Origin of the sequence: Amycolatopsis orientalis DSM 43388 (assembly GCF_000411975.1) — a bacterium.
Taxonomy (GTDB): domain Bacteria; phylum Actinomycetota; class Actinomycetes; order Mycobacteriales; family Pseudonocardiaceae; genus Amycolatopsis; species Amycolatopsis orientalis_D.
Genome location: NZ_ASXG01000170.1, coordinates 62,107 through 79,546, shown reverse-complemented (window position 1 = coordinate 79,546; position 17,440 = coordinate 62,107). Strand labels below are relative to the sequence as shown.

General features: G+C 69.0%; 16 protein-coding genes. 12 read left to right on the top strand and 4 right to left on the bottom strand.

Going from position 1 to position 17,440, the window contains the following annotated elements; genetic code table 11:
- Nucleotides 1-52 precede the first annotated feature (52 nt).
- From L942_RS35735 to L942_RS35680, 12 genes are all read left to right on the top strand, one after another.
- Entirely contained in the window at nucleotides 53-988 is a 936-nt protein-coding gene (locus tag L942_RS35735) for an RDD family protein (protein WP_037368835.1), read from the top strand.
- Nucleotides 989-992: 4 nt separating this feature from the next.
- Nucleotides 993-2,144 (top strand): DUF2207 domain-containing protein, encoded by a 1,152-nt coding sequence (locus tag L942_RS35730; protein ID WP_037368833.1) that lies wholly within the window; start codon nucleotides 993-995, stop codon nucleotides 2,142-2,144.
- Nucleotides 2,141-3,667, top strand: coding sequence for a DUF2207 family protein (locus L942_RS35725; RefSeq protein WP_037368831.1), 1,527 nt, complete (start codon nucleotides 2,141-2,143; stop codon nucleotides 3,665-3,667). Before L942_RS35730 ends, L942_RS35725 begins: the two co-directional genes overlap by 4 nt.
- 10 nt (nucleotides 3,668-3,677) lie before the next feature.
- Nucleotides 3,678-4,970 carry a M16 family metallopeptidase gene (locus tag L942_RS35720; protein ID WP_037368878.1) on the top strand — a complete coding sequence of 431 codons (1,293 nt, stop codon included), beginning with the start codon at nucleotides 3,678-3,680 and terminating at the stop codon, nucleotides 4,968-4,970.
- Nucleotides 4,967-6,358 (top strand): M16 family metallopeptidase, encoded by a 1,392-nt coding sequence (locus L942_RS35715; RefSeq protein WP_037368829.1) that lies wholly within the window; start codon nucleotides 4,967-4,969, stop codon nucleotides 6,356-6,358. The genes L942_RS35720 and L942_RS35715 overlap by 4 nt, the downstream gene beginning before the upstream one ends.
- Nucleotides 6,358-7,365, top strand: a complete 1,008-nt coding sequence (nudC, locus tag L942_RS35710) for an NAD(+) diphosphatase (RefSeq protein WP_037368826.1) — start codon at nucleotides 6,358-6,360, stop codon at nucleotides 7,363-7,365. Before L942_RS35715 ends, nudC begins: the two co-directional genes overlap by 1 nt.
- 397 nt (nucleotides 7,366-7,762) lie before the next feature.
- Entirely contained in the window at nucleotides 7,763-8,992 is a 1,230-nt protein-coding gene (locus L942_RS35705) for an ROK family transcriptional regulator (protein WP_440201359.1), read from the top strand.
- Between the two features lie 25 nt (nucleotides 8,993-9,017).
- A complete protein-coding gene (locus L942_RS35700; RefSeq protein WP_037368824.1) occupies nucleotides 9,018-10,394 on the top strand; it encodes an extracellular solute-binding protein in 1,377 nt (458 codons plus the stop codon).
- Nucleotides 10,391-11,380 carry a carbohydrate ABC transporter permease gene (locus L942_RS35695; RefSeq protein ID WP_037368822.1) on the top strand — a complete coding sequence of 330 codons (990 nt, stop codon included), beginning with the start codon at nucleotides 10,391-10,393 and terminating at the stop codon, nucleotides 11,378-11,380. The genes L942_RS35700 and L942_RS35695 overlap by 4 nt, the downstream gene beginning before the upstream one ends.
- Entirely contained in the window at nucleotides 11,377-12,267 is an 891-nt protein-coding gene (locus tag L942_RS35690; protein ID WP_037368820.1) for a carbohydrate ABC transporter permease, read from the top strand. Before L942_RS35695 ends, L942_RS35690 begins: the two co-directional genes overlap by 4 nt.
- Nucleotides 12,264-13,529, top strand: a complete 1,266-nt coding sequence (locus L942_RS35685; protein WP_037368818.1) for a 6-phospho-beta-glucosidase — start codon at nucleotides 12,264-12,266, stop codon at nucleotides 13,527-13,529. The genes L942_RS35690 and L942_RS35685 overlap by 4 nt, the downstream gene beginning before the upstream one ends.
- Nucleotides 13,526-14,506: an N-acetylglucosamine kinase gene (locus tag L942_RS35680; RefSeq protein WP_037368816.1), complete on the top strand. Its 981-nt coding sequence runs from the start codon at nucleotides 13,526-13,528 to the stop codon at nucleotides 14,504-14,506. The genes L942_RS35685 and L942_RS35680 overlap by 4 nt, the downstream gene beginning before the upstream one ends.
- Nucleotides 14,507-14,545: 39 nt before the next feature.
- Here L942_RS35680 and L942_RS35675 read toward each other — a convergent pair whose 3' ends face one another.
- The 4 genes from L942_RS35675 to L942_RS35660 all read right to left on the bottom strand — a co-directional run bounded on the left by L942_RS35675 (nucleotide 14,546) and on the right by L942_RS35660 (nucleotide 17,345).
- A complete protein-coding gene (locus L942_RS35675; protein ID WP_037368814.1) occupies nucleotides 14,546-15,055 on the bottom strand; it encodes an SRPBCC domain-containing protein in 510 nt (169 codons plus the stop codon).
- A complete protein-coding gene (locus tag L942_RS35670) occupies nucleotides 15,052-15,393 on the bottom strand; it encodes an ArsR/SmtB family transcription factor (protein ID WP_037368812.1) in 342 nt (113 codons plus the stop codon). Before L942_RS35670 ends, L942_RS35675 begins: the two co-directional genes overlap by 4 nt.
- Before the next feature lie 93 nt (nucleotides 15,394-15,486).
- Nucleotides 15,487-16,854, bottom strand: coding sequence for a GntT/GntP/DsdX family permease (locus tag L942_RS35665; protein WP_037368810.1), 1,368 nt, complete (start codon nucleotides 16,852-16,854; stop codon nucleotides 15,487-15,489).
- Complete coding sequence (locus tag L942_RS35660; protein ID WP_037368808.1) at nucleotides 16,851-17,345, bottom strand: gluconokinase; 495 nt, start codon at nucleotides 17,343-17,345, stop codon at nucleotides 16,851-16,853. Before L942_RS35660 ends, L942_RS35665 begins: the two co-directional genes overlap by 4 nt.
- Between the last annotated feature and the right edge of the window lie 95 nt (nucleotides 17,346-17,440).

Sequence of the window (17,440 nt, the reverse complement as noted above, 5' to 3'; positions counted from 1 at the left end):
CGGCCACCTCCTCCGCCGCCAAGGATAGTGCCCGGCGCTCTACGCTGGCCTCGTGCAGGAAGAGTCCGATCTCGTCACCGGTGAGGCCGTCGTCCTCGACCTGCGGGTGGCGAAGCTCGCCAGCCGCGCGGTCGCGATGCTGCTCGACGTCCTCGTCCAGGCCGCGTTGCTGCTGCTCGTGCTCGTCGCGCTGACGCTGACCGCGGGCTCGTTCGACTCGGCGCTCACCGTCGCGCTGATGCTGACCACGTTCGTGCTGGTGGTGATCGGCTACCCGGTGCTGTTCGAAACGCTCAGCCGCGGCCGTTCGCTCGGCAAACTCGCGCTCGGCCTGCGCGTGGTGCGCCTCGACGGCGGCCCGATCAGCTTCCGGCACGCGCTGACCCGCGCGCTCGCCGGCTTCTTCGTCGACTTCTGGGCACTCGGCTTCCTCGGCGCGGTGGCTGTCATCGTGTCGCTGACGTCGTCGAACGGTCGCCGAGTCGGCGACTACCTCGCGGGCACGCTGGTGATCCGCGAGCGCGTGCCGCGGTCCGCGCAGGCGATTCTGGTGGTGCCGCCGGGCCTGGAAGCGTGGGCCGCGCACTTCGACCTCAGCGGCCTCACCGACGACCTCGCCCTGGCTTCCCGCCAATACCTCGGCCGCTACCACGAACTGCGCCCGGAAGCGGCCGCGTCGCTCGGCTTCGGCCTGGCGCAGCAGGTTGCGGCGGCGATCGGGGTGCCGCTGCCGCACGGGATGCCGCCGTGGGTCTTCCTCACCGCGGTGCTCGGCGAACGCCGCAACCGCGACCACGCCCGGATCGCGCCGCCGCAATACGGACCGTCCGCCGTTGCGCCGCCGCAGTACGGCCAGCCCGCCGTTGCACCGCCGCAGTACGGCCAGCCCGCCGTTGCGCCGCCGCAGTACGGTCCGCCCGCCGCCGCACCGCCGGTGCCTCCTCCCGCGCCGCCGAAATCCGACAATCCCTTCACCCCACCGAGCTGAGGCCATGCTCGCCGACGACGTCACCGTCACCACCGCGCCGGACGGTCAGCTCACGGTCATCGAGCGCATCGTCACCGACGCCCCAGCCGTCCACCGCATCGCCGAACGCATCCCGGTCAGCGACGACGAGGACCGGCTCTACTCGATCACTGACCTCCACGTCTCCGGTGCCGGTGCCGCCGACGGAACGACGGTCACGGTCACCGGGCCGGCCACCGTGACGTACACAGTGGACGGTGCGGTCGCCGCGGGACAGGTGCGGTTTCAGCTCACCGGCGGCTGGGATCGGACGCTTGACCGGGTCACCGCGTCCTTCAGCGCCCCGGGAGTGTCCACAGCGGACTGCTATGCCGGGCAGCCGGGTTCGTCGCGGCAGTGCACGTTTTCCGAACTGCGCAGCGGGGGAGCGCATGCCGAGCAGAATGTGCTGCCCCAAGGGGATCGGATCGAGTTGGCGGTCCAAACGGGACCGTTGCCGGATAATGCCCGATTCGTCCCCACTGGACCGTTGGCTGCCTTCGCGCCAGGTTTCCCGACCGTCCTCAGTGGTCTCGCACTGGTGCTCTACCTGCTGGTCGGGGCCACCGTGCTGCGTCGTCGCACGAGACCGCCTGCTCCCGGAGTGCCACCCGCGTACCTCGCGTACGTCGCGCGCGGCGAACTCGACCTCACTGGCACCGTCCTCGATCTGGTTGACCGCGGCCATCTGCATATCGCCGACGGCCAGGTCACCCACGGCGAAGCCGACCCGCTCACGCCGTTCGAGCAAGCCGTCAAGAACGCTTTCCCGCCAGGCCCGCTCGCGGCGGCGCGGCCGGATCAGTCTGAGCTGAAAGCCCTTCTCGACGCGGAAGCGCGCCGCCGAGGCTGGCTGTCCGAGAGGCAATCCCACGTGCGCCGAGCCGGGGCCGTCCTGGCAATTGCGGGCATCGCGACGACCGTCGTCCTGGCCCTCACCGTCGGCGAAGCCTTGATCGGCGTCGCCCTCCTGATTGCCGGAGTCGCCACCTCCGCCGCCGCTCCGAGGGTGCCGTGGCAAACCCGAAGCGGCCGTGCGCTGGGTGCCCCGGCAGCTCGCGTCGAATCCCCGCTGGCGGCGGAGATCGACGCGATCCAAGCGATGGCCGAGCGGCGCGCGGTGGTGTCCGCGCAATGAAACTCGCCGCTTTGCTGTTGATCGCGTTCCTCTGCGTGGCTCCGGTTCCGGCTGCGGCGCAAGACCAGCCGTCCCTCCCTGGCCTGCCGCAGAGCGTCGAAGTGGCCCTGAAGGTCCAGCGCGACGGCAGCCTGTCCGTCACCGAAGCAGTCTCCGTGCCGCGCGACACCTCGATGACCCGCACCATCCCGTTGCGCGCCAACTCCCGCGTCCTCGGCATCCGCAACATCAGCATCGAAGGCGCGGGCAACGCCGAATCCGGCAGCGACCAGGTGACCTTCTACCTGCGTGGCGGAACGTCCGTGCTCCGGTACACAGTGGACGGTGCGGTCGGCGCCAGTCTCGGCGTCGAGCACGTGACCTGGGACGTCGCCGGCGGCTGGGACACCCGTCTCGAACTGGTCCGGGCGACCTTCGCCGCGCCCGCCGTCCCGGACGCGCTCAGCTGCCTCGCCGGCCCGCCCGGCTCGACGACCCGCTGCGGTGCCGCGCAGATCGACCACTCCGGCCTCACCCGCGTCTCGGTGCCCAACCTCCAGCCCGGCTCGCGCGTGCAGCTGACTGCCGAGCTCCCCGGCGGCACTGTCGCCGCGAACGAGAAGCTCGTCCCCGCTGGCCCCTTCTCCGCGAGCGCGCCCGTGTGGTGGGCGTGGTTGGCCTTCGCGGTGCTTTCGCTCGCTGGTGCCGTCGCAGTGTTCGTACGCCGCCGACGCGACCGGCGGCCCGGCAACCCCACCCCCGTGCCGCTTCTCGACCACGGCCGCTTCTCTTCGCCGGACGGCGTGCTCCCTGGGCACGTAGGACTGCTTCTCGCTGGGCGTGTCAGCTCCGTCGACGTGGCCGCGACAGTGCTCGACCTATGCGTCCGTAACTACCTATGGGTCAGCGAAGACGGCCCGCGCAGCTGGACCCTCGTACGTCGCAACCCACCCGATGAACACCTGACAGCCTTCGAGTACGCGGTGTACGCGGCCGCAGTACCCGGCGAAGCTGCGACGCTTGCCGAAGTACGCGAAGCAGGCGTAGCTGAGCTGGTTGCGGACACAGTCCGTCGCGGCTGGCGCTCCCCGAAGCGGCTCTCGAAGATCGGCCCGCGGCTATGTGGGTACGGCCTCTTCCTCACCATCCTGCTGGCCTTCACCGTCGGTTACGCGCAACTCGGGTTGGTACTTCTCGCCACCGGCCTCGCCGTGACCGCCGCAGCGCACCTCCTACCGGAGCGGACGAAGGCCGGCCTAGACCTCCGAGACCGCCTTCTCGGCCTCTACGCACAGCTGCGCACCATGGAAGCGCCGGACGACGAACTGCTCGCCTCTCGCGCGCTTCCCTACGCGTACGCGCTGGGGGAAGCAGACGCTTGGCTAGCTAACGCTTGTTCGCTGTCGGCGTACTGGTACGGCGGGTCCGGCGCCGAAGCCGTGCCGTTGGCGCGGACCAGCGGATTCGTGGCCGCACTGACCGTCGCGTTCGAGGGCGCGAGGCACCTCCGACCGGACGAGCCGAAGACGCCCGCGCCTGCGTAGGGTGGAGGGCATGGCCGATCCCGAGCTCTTCCGTTTCACGATCGACAACGGTCTGCGCGTGGTGCTCGCTCCTGACCCGACCGCGCCGGTGGTCGGGGTCAGCGTGCACTACGACGTGGGCTTCCGTTCCGAGCCGGAGGGGTTGACCGGTTTCGCGCACCTCTTCGAGCACCTGATGTTCCAAGGCAGCGAAAGCCTGGAGAAACTGGCGCACTTCCGGCACGTGCAGTCCAGCGGCGGCACCTTCAACGGTTCCACGCACCCGGACTACACCGACTACTACGAGGTGCTGCCCGCCGCGGCGCTGGAGCGCGCGCTGTTCCTCGAGGCCGACCGGATGCGCGCGCCGAAGCTGACCGCGGAGAACCTGGCGAACCAGATCGAGGTCGTCAAGGAGGAAATCCGGCTGAACGTGCGCAACCGGCCGTACGGCGGATTCCCGTGGATCCTGCTGCCGCCGGTGCTGTACTCCACCTTCGCCAACGCGCACGACGGCTACGGCGCGTTCGAAGACCTCGAGGGCGCGACGCTGGACGACTGCGCCGCCTTCTTCGACACCTACTACTCGCCGGCCAACGCGGTGCTCACCGTCGCCGGCGACTTCGAGGTCGAGAACGCGAAGGCGCTCATCGAAAAGCACTTCGGCGACGTCCCGCACCGGCCCGCTCCGGTCCGTCCGTCCTTCTCCGAGCCGCTGCCCACCACGCAGTTGAACGGCGAGCACACCGACGCGCACGCGCCGCTTCCCGCGCTGGCCGTCGGCTACCGGATGCCGGACCCGATCAACGACCTCGACGGCTACCTCTCGTATCTGGTGCTGGCGGGCGTGCTCACCGACGGTGACGGTTCGCGGCTGCAGCAGCGGCTGGTGCACGTCGAACCGCTGGTGGTCGACGTCGGCGCGGGGGCCGGGCTGTTCGGCCCGTTCGAGGCGCGCGACCCGGACACGTTCACCATCACCGCGATCCACCCGCCGGACGTGCCGCGCGAGCGCGTGCTGGCAGCGCTGGACGAGGAGCTGGAGAAGCTCGCGTCCACGCCGCCGGACGAACAGGAACTGAAGAAGGTCACCGCGCGCTGGGCGGCGAGCCTGCACACGGAGCACGACCGGCTCGTGTCGCGCACGCTGGCGCTCGGCGCGTTCGAACTGCTCTACGGCGACGCGTCCCTCGTCTACCAGCTCGCCGACCGCCTGTCCGCGGTTTCCGGCGAGGCGGTGTCGGCGGCGGCGAAGGCGCTGCGCCCGGACGCGCGCGCCGTGCTCGTCGTGAAGCCCGCAAGCACCGAAGGGACGGAACAGTGACCTCGGCTGAACAGGTCAAAGCCGCACACCGCAGCGCCGAGGAGATCGGCCGCACCGCCGCCGGACCGCGTCCGCTGCCCCCGCTCGGGGACCAGCGCGCCGCCGCCGATCTGTCCCATGTGGACACCACGCTCTCCAACGGGCTGCGCGTGCTCGCGGTGCGCAAGGCGAGCGTCCCGATGGTCGAGCTGCGGCTGTGGATCCCCTTCGCGGGCGAGGACCGGATGCACGCGGCCACCGCGGAGGTGCTCGCGGAAACCGTGCTCACCGGCACGGCGCGCCGCGACCGGGTGGAAATCGACGCCGAGGTCGCGCTGATCGGCGGCGACCTCAACGCGGGCGTGGACCCGGAGCGGCTGTTCATCGGCGGCACCGCGCTGTCCGAGGGGCTGCCGACGCTGCTGGATGTGCTCGGCGACGTGCTCACCGGTGCCACCTACAGCGACACGGAGGTCGCGCGCGAGCGGGAGCGGCTGATCGAGCGCATCGCGGTGTCACGGACGCAGCCGCGCACCATCGCGCGCGAAGCGCTGCAGAAGCACCGGTACGGCGACCACCCGGCCACGCGCGAGGTGCCGCAGGCCGAGGACGTCGCCGAGGTGACCGCCGAGCAGGTGCGTGCGTTGCACAATGCCTCGGTGCTGCCGCGCGGTGCGGTGCTCGTGCTGGTCGGAGACCTTGACCCGCAAGAGGTTCCGGCCGAACTCGAGCGGGCGCTCGGCGGCTGGCAGTCGGACCGGTCGGCCGTGGTGCTGCCGCCGCTGCCCGCGCTGACCGGCGGCAACGTCCTGCTGGTGCCGCGCGCCGGCGCGGTGCAGTCGCAGATCCGGCTGTCCGCGCAGACCGTGCCGCGCGTCGACCCGCGGTACCCGGCGCTGCAGCTGGCGAACCTGGCATTCGGCGGGTACTTCTCCTCGCGGCTGGTGGAAAACATCCGCGAGGACAAGGGATACACCTACGGCGCGCACTCGGGCTTCGAGTTCACCGGCGACACGGCAGTGGTCAATGTGGACGCGGACACCGCCAACGAGGTCACCGCCGCGGCGTACCTGGAAACCCGGTACGAACTGTTCCGGCTGGGCACCGTGCCGCCGACCGCGGAAGAGGTCGAATCGGTGCGCCAGTACGCGATGGGTTCGCTCGTCACCGGCACGTCGTCGCAGGGCGGGCTCGCCGGGCAGCTGATGGCGCTGGCGTCGAACGGTCTCGGCATCGAGTGGCTGCAGAGCCACCCGGAGCGGCTCGCGGCGGTCACCGCGGACCAGGTCGCCGAGGCCGCGGCGGAGTTCTTCGCGCCGGGCCGGTTCACCGGCGTCGTGGTCGGCGACGCGGACCTGCTCGCGCCTAAGCTGGCCGCGCTCGGAGTTTCGGCAAGCGAGAAGGACTGATGAGCGTTCCGTTCGAACTGGGTGCCCTGCCGACGCTGTCGCGTTCCACAGTGGACCGGCAGGAAACCTTGCGCACCAACCCGGAGCGGCTCGCCGCGAAGTGGTCGGAAGCCCGCGTGGTGCTGCTCGACGACAAGGGCCGCACGCCGGTCGCCGAGGGCGGTTCCGCGCTGGCCACCCGCAAGGCGATGGACTTCGGCACCGAACCGCCCGCCGACGCGGTGTTCCTCGGCGAGTGGGAGGACGTCGACTACTGGTCGCTGCCCGGCAGTATCGAAGGCGACGTCGACTCCGTGCGGCTGGCCGGCAGCTGGGGCGTGATCGAAGAGGTCCCGCGCGCCAACGGCGAGCTGTGGGTCGAGCTGCGCGGTTACGGCGAGCAGCTGGACGACACGTCGGCCGGGCTGTTCACCACCGCGCAGGCACTGCGGCACTGGCGGCGGCAGTCGCGGTTCTGCAGCCGCGACGGCTCGCCGACGCAGCTGGTCCAGTTCGGCTGGGCCAGCCGCTGCGAAGCCAAGGGCCACGAGGAATACCCGCGCACCGACCCGGCGGTGATCTGCCTGGTGCACGACCTCGACGGGGTCAACGGTTCGCACGTGCTGCTCGCGCGGCAGCCGATCTGGCCGCCGGACCGGTATTCGGTGCTCGCCGGATTCGTGGAGGCGGGGGAGTCCCTGGAGGGCTGCGTCGTCCGCGAAATCCGCGAGGAGGCCGGGATCGAGGTGCGGGACGTGCGGTACCTGGGCAGCCAGCCGTGGCCGTTCCCGCGGTCGATCATGCTGGGCTTCACCGCGCGCGCGGACCGCGACGTGCCGCTGGTCCCGGCGGAGGGCGAGATCGAAGAAGCGCTGTGGGTGTCCCGGGAGGACGTTCGGGCCGCGTTCCGCAACGCCGGGACCGGGGTGCCGACGCCGATCGCCGGTGGCGCGTCGAACCTGCTGCTGCCGGGGAACTCGTCGATCGCCCGCGTGATGTTGAAAGCCTGGGCCGAAGCCGAGGAGTGACGGACGGGTGCGGCCCGGCTCGTGGGCCCGCACCTGATCCCGGTTTTGTCCGTGAAGGGCTCCTTGCGGGAATCTGATTCCCGCAAGGAGCCCTTCACTCCTTTCGAGGTCGGCACCGTCCGTCAGGGCCACCCTGAGGGAGTCAGATTCCGTGAGGGTTCCCCTCACGTACCGCGAACACCGGGTGCCGGTGGCCCCGGGATTCCCGGACCACCCCGTTCCGCTGGTCTGGACCGCGTACGGTCCGCGCTCGCCCGGTCACCCTGTGCCGGTCGCCGACATCCCGCGGTATCAAGCCGTTACCCCGCTGTTTCCAGAGCCCATTGACGCCGTGTGGCCGCGCTCACTACAGTCCCGGAAAACCGTCTGTAAAGTTTCCTAATAAAGGAGCAGCCAGGTGCGAGCCGGCAGTCCGCGAACGTTGCGCGAGATGAACGACCGCGCGGCGATCGAGGCGTTGCTGCGGAACGGGCCGATGACCCGCGGCGAGCTGGAGGCCGCCATCGGGCTGTCCAAACCCGCTACCGCGCAGCTGCTCACCCGGCTTGAGCAGGACAATCTCGTCGGCAAAGCGGGAGAGCGCGCGGGCGGCGGACGCGGACCGCGCGCGCAGCTGTGGGCGGTCAACGGCGCGTTGGCGCACGTCGCGGCCGTCGACCTGACCCCGCGGGTCGCGGACTTCGTGGTCGCCGATGTCGCCGGAGCCGTGCTCGCCGAATACCGCGTGCAGCTCCCGGTGGCCGAGGACGCGGACGTCGTCGGCTCGTTCGGCCAGGCGCTGCGCCGGGTCGCCAAGGCCGCGGGCCTGCAGCTCGACGATCTGGCCACGGTGGTCATCGGCGCGCAGGGCGCGTTCGACCCGCGCACTGGATTGCTGTCCTCGGCTCCGCACATCCCAGGCTGGCTCGGGTTCAACGTGCCGAAGCGGCTGAGCGACGAACTCGGCGTGACAGTCAAGATCGAAAACGACGTAAACCTTGTCGCCGTTGAGGAAATGACCGTCGGCAACGCGCAGGACGTGGACGACTTCGTGCTGGTCTGGCTGTCCGAGGGCGTCGGCGGCGCGGTCGTGATCGGACGGCGGCTGCTGCGCGGAGCGACCGGTGGCGGCGGCGAGATCGACTGGATGCGCGTCCCCGATCCGGCCACTGTGGACACTGGCGACAGCTGGCCGCGGGCCGGAGCCCGATACGGAAACCTGGTCGACTCGTCCGCGATCGTGCGGCTCGCGAAGGCGCACGGCATTTCCGCGGAAAGCGGATGGGACGCCGTCGCCCAGGCACGTCGTGGTGCGCACCAGGGCTTTCTGGACGATCTCGCGCGGCGCGTCGCCAGCGGGGTCGCCAGCCTCGTCGCGGTCGCCGACCCGCAGCTCATCCTGCTGTGCGGCGAGACCAGCCGCGCCGGGGGCGAGGAGTTCGCCGGGATCGTCGCGGAAAGGCTGCACGAACTGGTCCTGCCGCGCACGCCCGTCGGCGTCGCTTCGGTGCAGGGCAACGCGGTGCGCGCCGGTGCGCTGCAGTCCGCGCTCGCCACCGCCCGTGAGGACGTCTTCGGCGTCGTCACCCCCACGCTCCTCGGGCCGCGCCGGTCCGCCGGAGAGCAAGCCCCGTCCCCGACCGAGTAGACCCACCCGAAGGACAGGAGGGTTCATGTCCGCTCCCACCCGCCTCCGGAGACTCGCGCGCAAGCGCGGATCTCTGCTGCTCAGCGCCGTCGCGGCGAGCACGCTGCTGGCGACCGCCGCGTGCGGCGCCGCCGCGCCCGCCGGCGGCGGCGAGGCCGCGGCCCCGCCGAACAAGGACGACAAGCTCACCATCACCGTCTACAGCAAGTTCACCGACCGCGAGTACGGCGTGGTCACGAAGGCGCTGGAGAAGCTCAAGGCGAAGTTCCCCAACATCACCATCAAGCACGAGGGGAACCAGGACGACGACAAGCTCACCCAGTCGATCCGCGGCGGCAACCCGCCGGACGTCGCCATCTCGTTCTACACCGACAACCTCGGCGCGTGGTGCTCCACCGGCAGTTTTCAGGACCTGAAGCCCTATATCGAGCGCGACAAGATCGACCTCGAGCAGATCCCGCAGGCAGTCCGGGACTACACGTCGTACCAGGGCAAGCGGTGCGCGATGCCGATGCTCGCCGACGTGTACGGGTTCTTCTACAACAAGGCGCAGTTCGCGGCCAAGGGCATCGCCGGCCCGCCGAAGAACACCACCGAACTGTTCGAGGACGTCAAGAAACTCACCGAGTTCAACCCGGACGGTTCGATCAAGACCGCGGGTTTCCTGCCGTCGATGCCGTTCTACGCCAACCAGGCGCAGTACTGGGCACCCAACTTCGGGGCCAAGTTCCTCGGCCCGGACGGGAAATCGTCGCTCTCTTCCAGCCCCGGCTGGAAGGAGATGTTCCAGTTCCAGAAGAAGCTCATCGACTTCTACGGCGGGCACGAGAAGGTCGAGAAGTTCAAGGCCGGCCTCGGTGACGAGTACTCGAAGGACAACGGGTTCCAGACCGGCAAGCTGTCGATGATCTACGACGGCGAGTTCCGCACCGCCTTCATCAAGGACCAGGCGCCCTCGCTCGACTACGGCACCGCGCCGGCTCCGGTGCTCGACAGCCTGGCCGGCCAGTACGGCGGCGGGTTCGGCACCGGCACGATCATCGCGATCCCGAAGGGCGCGAAGAACCCCGGCGCGGCGTGGGAGCTGATCAAGCAGGCCACGCTCGACACCGACACCCTCGTCGAGATGGCCAACGGCCTGAACAACGTGCCCAGCACCAAGGATTCGCTGAACTCGCCGAACCTGAAGATGCCGCCGCAGTTCAAGACCTTCACCGACATCTACAACAGCGGCAAGCTGGTCGCCAACCCGACCACGCCGATCGGCGACGCGTTCCTGAAGGCGGTCAACGACTTCGCCGAGAAGTGGCAGGCCGGCTCGGTGCCCGACCTGGACGCGGGCCTGAAGAAGGTCGACGCGCAGATCGACGACGAACTGGCGCAGAAGGGCGCCGGCGGATGACCACGCTGACCACAGCGGAAACCGGAACCCCTGCCGTGTCGAACCAGGCGCGGCGGGGGTCTCCCCGGGCCAAGCGCCGGCGCACGGTGTTCTGGTTCATGGCGCCGGCTACCCTCGGGTTCCTCGTCTTCTTCGCCTACCCGCTCGGCGCGACGCTGTTCTACTCGTTCACCCGCTACGACCTGATCAACCCTCCACAGTGGATCGGGTTCGACAACTACGTGCGCATGTTCACCAGCGAGCCGCTGGTGAAAACCGCCGCGTACAACACGTTGTGGCTGGTGATCATCCTGACCGTCTGCCGGGTGCTGTTCTCGCTCGGCGTGGCGTCGGTGATCTCGCGGTTGAAGTCGGGCGTCGGCCTCGTCCGCACGCTCTGCTATCTGCCCGCGCTGGCCCCGCCGGCGGCCGCGACGCTCGCGTTCGTCTTCGTGTTCAACCCGGAATTCGGTCCGGTGAACCGGTTCCTGCGGCTCGTGGGCATTGACGGCGGATTGTGGTTCAACAGCCCGGAAATGTCGAAGCCCGCGCTGACCCTGCTCGCACTGTGGGGTTCCGGCGAGCTGATGATCATCATCCTGGCCGCGTTGCTGGACGTGCCGGCCGAGCAGTACGAAGCCGCGGAACTCGACGGGGCCGGTCCGGTGCGCCGGTTTTGGCACGTGACGCTGCCGTCGATCTCCCCAGTGCTGTTGTTCGGCGTGGTCAACTCGATGATCTACGCACTGCAGTTCTTCACCCAGGCGATCGTCGCCGCTTCGGCTTCCGCGGGCACGGCGGACGTCGCCGGGAACTCGAAGCTGATCGGTGCGCCGGAAAATTCGACGCTGACCTATCCGATCTGGTTGTACGTCCAGGGTTTCCGGTACTTCAACATGGGTTACGCGGCCGCGATGGCGGTGCTGCTGTTCCTGGTCTCCGCTGGCTTCACCTGGATTCTGGTGCGGCAGATGCGCAAGACCCAACATCAGGAGGATGGGGCATGACGACGCTTTCGGCGCCACCGCGTCCGGCTGCTCCGGTGCATCCGCGGGAGAAGTTCAAGCGGCGCTGGGACAAGAAGCTGTCCTTTGTGGCCACGCACGCGGTCGGCATCGCACTCGGCGTGCTCTTCATGCTGCCGTTGCTGTTCGTCTTCCTCACTTCGGTGATGAAGAGCGATCAGGCGATGACGTCCAGCCTGTGGCCGACCGAATGGCATTTCGAGAACTTCGTCGAGGTGTTCCAGAAAGCGCCGCTGTTGGAGTACTTCGGCAACAGCCTGCTGTACTCGGCGCTGGCGACGGTCGGGGCGCTGGTCTCGGCGATCCCGGCGGCGTACGGGCTGGCGAAACTGCGGTGGCGCGGGCAGAACCTGTGCTTCATGCTCGTGGTCGTCGCGATGATGCTGCCGCCGCAGGTCACCGTCGTACCGCTGTACGACCTGTGGGTGCGGCTCGGGTTCACCGGCACTTTGGTGCCGCTCATCGTGCCGTACTTCTTCTTCGACGCCTTCTCCATCTTCTTGCTGCGGCAGTTCTTCCTCACCATTCCGAAGGACTACCTGGAGGCGGCGAAGATCGACGGCTGCAACGAGTTCCGGGTGCTCACCCGGGTGCTGATTCCGATGGCGAAGCCGGGGATCGCGGCCACCGCGATGTTCTGCTTCCTGTTCACCTGGAACGACTATTTCGGCCCGTTGCTCTACACGGGCGAGAACAAAGACAACTGGCCGCTTTCACTGGCGATCGCGTCCTTCCGAGGCATGCACCACGTCGAATGGAACCTCACGATGGCCGCCACCGCGCTGATCATGCTGCCGGTGATCGTGCTGTTCGTGTTCGCGCAGAAATCGTTCGTCAAGGGCATCACGTTCACGGGAGTCAAGGGATGAAACTGGCAGTGGTCGGCGGTGGGTCCACCTACACGCCGGAGCTGATCGACGGCATCGCCGGAAGGCGGGCCTCGCTCGACGTCGACGAGATCGTGCTGATCGACCCGGACGCCTACCGGGTCGAGGCGGTCGGGGAGTTCAGCCAGCGGCTGCTGGACCACGCGGGACATTCGGCCCGCGTGCGCATCACGGCGAACCTGGAGGAGGGCGTCGACGGCGCGTCGGCGGTCCTGATCCAGCTGCGCGTCGGCGGGCAGAAAGCGCGCGCTTCGGACGAGACCTTCCCGCACCTGTGCGGTTGCGTCGGCCAGGAGACCACCGGCGCGGGTGGCCTGGCGAAGGCGCTGCGCACGGTGCCGGTGGTGCTCGACATCGCCGAACGCGTGCGCAAGGTGGCCGGCGACGACACCTGGATCGTCAACTTCACCAACCCGGTCGGCATCGTGACGCGCGCGCTGTTGCAGGAGGGGCACCGGGCGGTCGGCCTGTGCAACGTCGCGATCAACCTGCAGCGCAAGTTCGCGAAGCTGCTCGGCGCTTCCACCGGGGACGTCAAGCTGGTCCACACCGGACTTAATCACCTGAGCTGGGAGCGCGGCGTCCTGGTCGACGGGGTCGACCGGCTGCCGGAACTCCTGGCCCAGCACGCGGAATACCTCGGCGAAGAGGTCAGCGTGCCGGTCGAGTGGATGCAGCGGATGCAAGCCGTGCCGTCGTACTACCTCAAGTATTACTACTCGCACGACGCGCAGGTCGCGAAGCAGCAGACCGAGCGTCCGCGGGCCGAGGTGGTCAGCGACGTCGAGGAAGAACTTCTGAAGATCTACCTCGACCCGGAGCAGGTCACCAAGCCGGAGTCGCTGGAGAAGCGCGGCGGCGCGTACTACTCGGAGGCGGCGGTGCAGCTCGTGCACGCGCTCACCTCCGGTGGCGCCGCCGAGGAACACGTGGTGAACGTCCGCAACAACGGCACGTTCGATTTCCTTCCGGACGACGCGGTGATCGAGGTTTCGTCCACTGTGGATTCATCCGGCGCGACGCCGATCCCGCAGTCCCCGGTCGACCCGCGGTTCGCCGGGCTGATCGGCGGAGTGACGGCCTACGAGTACCTGGCATTGGATGCCGCGATCAAGGGCGGCCGGGACCGGGTCGCGGACGCCCTGCTCGCGCACCCGCTGGTCGGCCAGTACGCGAAGGCGGACCGGCTCGCGGACGAACTCGTCGCACGCAACCGCGATTTCCTTCCCTGGGCGCGGGCATGAGCGACGCCGTCGTCGCGATCGACGGGGGGAACAGCAAGACCGAAGTGCTGGTGGTTTCGCGGGACGGTGTCGTGCTCGGCGCGTCCCGCGGCCCCGGCGTTTCTCCCCAGCGCGTCGGGGTCGACGGATGCGTTGCCGCATTGGAAGAGTTCGTCCAGGAAGCCCTTCGCTCCGGCGGATTGCCGACCGAACCGCCGTTCGCCGTGCACACCTCGGCTTATCTGGCCGGCCTTGACTTCCCCCGGGAAGAAGCGGCGCTGCACAAGGCGTTGTCCGGGCGCGGCTGGAGTTCCACTTTGGACGTCGGAAACGACGTGCTCGCCTTGTTGCGCGCCGGAAGCTCCGACGGAACCGGGGTAGCAGTGGTGTGCGGTGCGGGCATCAACGGCGCGGGCTTCGCCCCGGACGGCCGGTCGTATCGGTTTCCCGCGCTGGGCAAGGTGTCCGGCGACTGGGGCGGCGGTTACCGGCTGGGCGAGGAAGCGCTGTGGTGGGCCGTCCGCGCGGAGGACGGCCGCGGTCCGCGGACTGCGCTGGAATCGGCGGTCGCGGAGTACTACGGTGCCTCGACCCTGCTGGATGTGGTGCAGGGCCTGCATTTCGAGGAGATCGACGCGGCCTCGATCCACGGACTCTGCCCGCTGCTGTTCGAAGTGGCCGCGTCCGGCGACGAGGTCGCGCAAGACGTGGTGACCCGGTTCGCCGAGGAAGTGAGCCTGCTGGTCGCCGCGATCATGCGCCGCCTGGACCTCACGACGTCAGCCCCCGAGGTCATCCTCGGCGGCGGCGTGCTGACCGGCGTGAGCGCGTCGGTGATCGCGGACATCGAACGGCGGTGTCTGAAGGTGGCCCCGCGCGCGCAGGTGCGCGTGGTGGAAGTGAACCCGGTGGTCGGGGCCGCACTGTTCGGTTTGGACAAGATCGGGGCAGCTGACTCCGCGAAGGCGGCATTGAAAGCCGCGACGCAACGAGCATGACCGTGGGGTGGCTGCCGAGGCGGCCACCCCACCCTCGCCTCAGGCCGTGAGGTTCTTGCCCGTCTCCAAAACGGACTTCAGGTCGGACAGGACCCACGCCCAGCCGCCGCCCGCGTTCTCGCCCGGGCCGGCGTTGATGTCCTCGTGCTGACCGGACACCAGTGCCGCGTGGTTCGGCGCGCCGGTGACGTCGTGGGTGACGGTGAGCCGGGTGCCCGCGGTCTGCGTTTCCTCGATGTCGTAGGTGAGCGTGGTGTACGGCTCGGCGACGAGGCTCGGGTCCATCTGCAGTTTCCACGTGATCACCAGTTTGCGCGGCGGATCGACCTCGAGCACTTCGCCGTTGACGAGATCGCTGGTGAAACCGGAGTCGATGAACTCCTGGGTCGGCTTGGTGCGGTGCTTGCCGCCGCGCTTGAGGTCGAACTCGGCCAGGCCGGTGTAGCCGTACTTCGCGGTCCATTCCGGCTTGGTGATGGCGTCCCACACCGCCTGCGGGGTGGCCTTGATGTAGACGCGGTGGACCTGCACGGTCGTGGTGTCGCTCATTTTCCGGGCTCCTTCAAGGTTTCTTCGGCTTCGAGCTGGGCCTTGAGGTCCAGCAATGCCGAGGTGTGGTGTGCGGTGTACTTGTCGATCCAGCGGTCGTGGATCTGGCGGATCGGGACCGGGTTCAGGAAATGCCGTTTCTCCCGCCCCTCCTTGCGCGAGGTGACCAGCTCGGCCTCCTCGAGCAGCTTGAGGTGCTTCATCACCCCGAACCGGGTCATGTCCACTTCGGACTCCAGCTCGGTGAGCGTGCGGCCGTCGCGCTCGTAGAGCAGGTCGAGCAGGAACCGGCGGGTCGGATCCGCCAGAGCCTTGAAAACCAGGTCCTCGTCGGGCACACGCCGAGGATAGGTGACCAAAAGGTCACATGTCAACCGGAAGAACGGCCGCTGGGCTCCACGCGAGCGGAGCCCAGCGGCCGGAGAAGAGCGCTAAAGCAACGCGCCCAGCGGCAGGATCAACGCGATCGCCACCACCGAGATCACCGTTTCCATCACCGACCAGCTCTTCAGCGTCTGGCCGACCGACATCCCGAAGTACTCCTTGACCAGCCAGAACCCGGCGTCGTTCAGGTGCGAGAAGAAGAGCGATCCGGCGCCGATGGCCAGCACCAGCAGCGCGTTGTGCGTCGGGTCCAGCGTCGCGGCCAGCGGGGCCACGATGCCCGCCGCGGAGACCGTCGCGACCGTCGCCGAACCCGTCGCCAGGCGGATCGCCACCGCGACCAGCCAGCCGAGCAGCAGCGGGGACAGGTGCGCGCCCTTGGAGAGGTTGGTGATCACGTCGCCGACCCCGGCGTCCACGAGGGTCTGCTTGAACCCGCCGCCGGCGGCCACGATCAGCACGATCCCGGCGATCGGGCCGAGGGAATCGCCGATGATCGACGACAGCCGTTCCCGGTTCAGCCGTGCCGGGCGGCCCAGCACGACCATGCCGACCAGCACCGCCAGCAGGAGCGCGACGAGCGGGTCGCCGATGAAGTCCAGGACGCGGCGGGCCGGGTTCCCCTTGCCCGCCAAGATGTCCGCGAGGGCCTTGGCCAGCATCAGGACCACCGGCAGCAGCACCGTGGACAGCGTGGCGACAAAGCTCGGGCGGTGCTTTTCGTCGGTGCTCTCGGACTCCGGAACCAGCCGGGCGGGCGGCGCGGCGTCGGGCACCATCTTGGCGGCGAGGCGGCCGAACAACGGACCGGCGATGATCACCGTGGGAAGGCCGACCAGCAGCCCGAGGCCCAGGGTGAGGCCGACGTTGGCGTTCAGCGAACCGGCGGCGGCCAGCGGGCCGGGGTGCGGCGGGATCAGGCCGTGCAGCACCGACAGCCCGGCCAGCGCGGGAATCCCCAGCAGCAGCACCGGTTTCCCGCTGCGCTTGGCGACCAGCAGCACCACCGGGATCAGCATCACGAGGCCGATTTCGAAGAACATCGGCAACCCGATCAGCGCGGCCACGAGCGCCATCGCCCACGGCAGCCCGGGCCCGCGGACCCGGCCGAGCACGGTGTCCACGATCCGGTCCGCGCCGCCGGAGTCGGCGAGCAGTTTGCCCAGCATCGCGCCGAAAGCGATCAGCACCCCGACGGACGCGACGGTGCTGCCGACGCCGTTCGTGAAGCTCTTCAGCAGTTTGTCGACCGGCATTCCGGCGACCAGGCCGAGCGCGCCGGAGCCCAGTGTGAGCGCGAGCAGCGGATGCAGTTTGACCTTGCTGATCAGCACCACGATCACGGCGATGGCCAGCACCGTGGCGAGGATCAGGCGGGTGTCGTGGCCGGTCCAGCCGGCGGCGAGGATGGTCATGCGCGCTCCTGGAACGCTTTCAGCGCCGACGCGACGAGGTCGGCGGGCGGGAGGGTGATGTCGAAGGTCGCTCCTGGCTCGTCCGCTTCCAGCGGTTCGAGGTCGGCGAGCTGGGAATCGAGCAGCGAGACCGGCATGAAGTGGCCGCTGCGGGTCTTCATCCGCTCGGCCAGGAGTTCGCGCGAGCCGTGCAGGTGCAGGAACCACACGTCCCCGCCGCCGCGCAGCACGTCGCGGTAGCGCCGCTTCAGCGCGGACGAACTGACCACCGCGCCGTCTTCGTGGTGCTTGCCGATCCACTCCGCGATCGCGGCGAGCCACGGGGCCCGGTCCTCGTCGTTCAGCGGGTGCCCGGCGGTCATCTTCTCGATGTTCGCTCGCGGGTGGAAGGTGTCCGCTTCGGCGTAGACGGTCCCGAGTTCCTTCGCGAGCGCCGTGCCGACCGTCGTCTTGCCCGAGCCCGATACGCCCATCACCACGATGACCGTCATGCGCACCTCCCACGTCTTTGTGCCCTGGAGAGTCAAACTCAAAAGTACTACTTAATCAAGAAGAAGTAGTACTTAATCGAGTCAGAGCGTTAAGT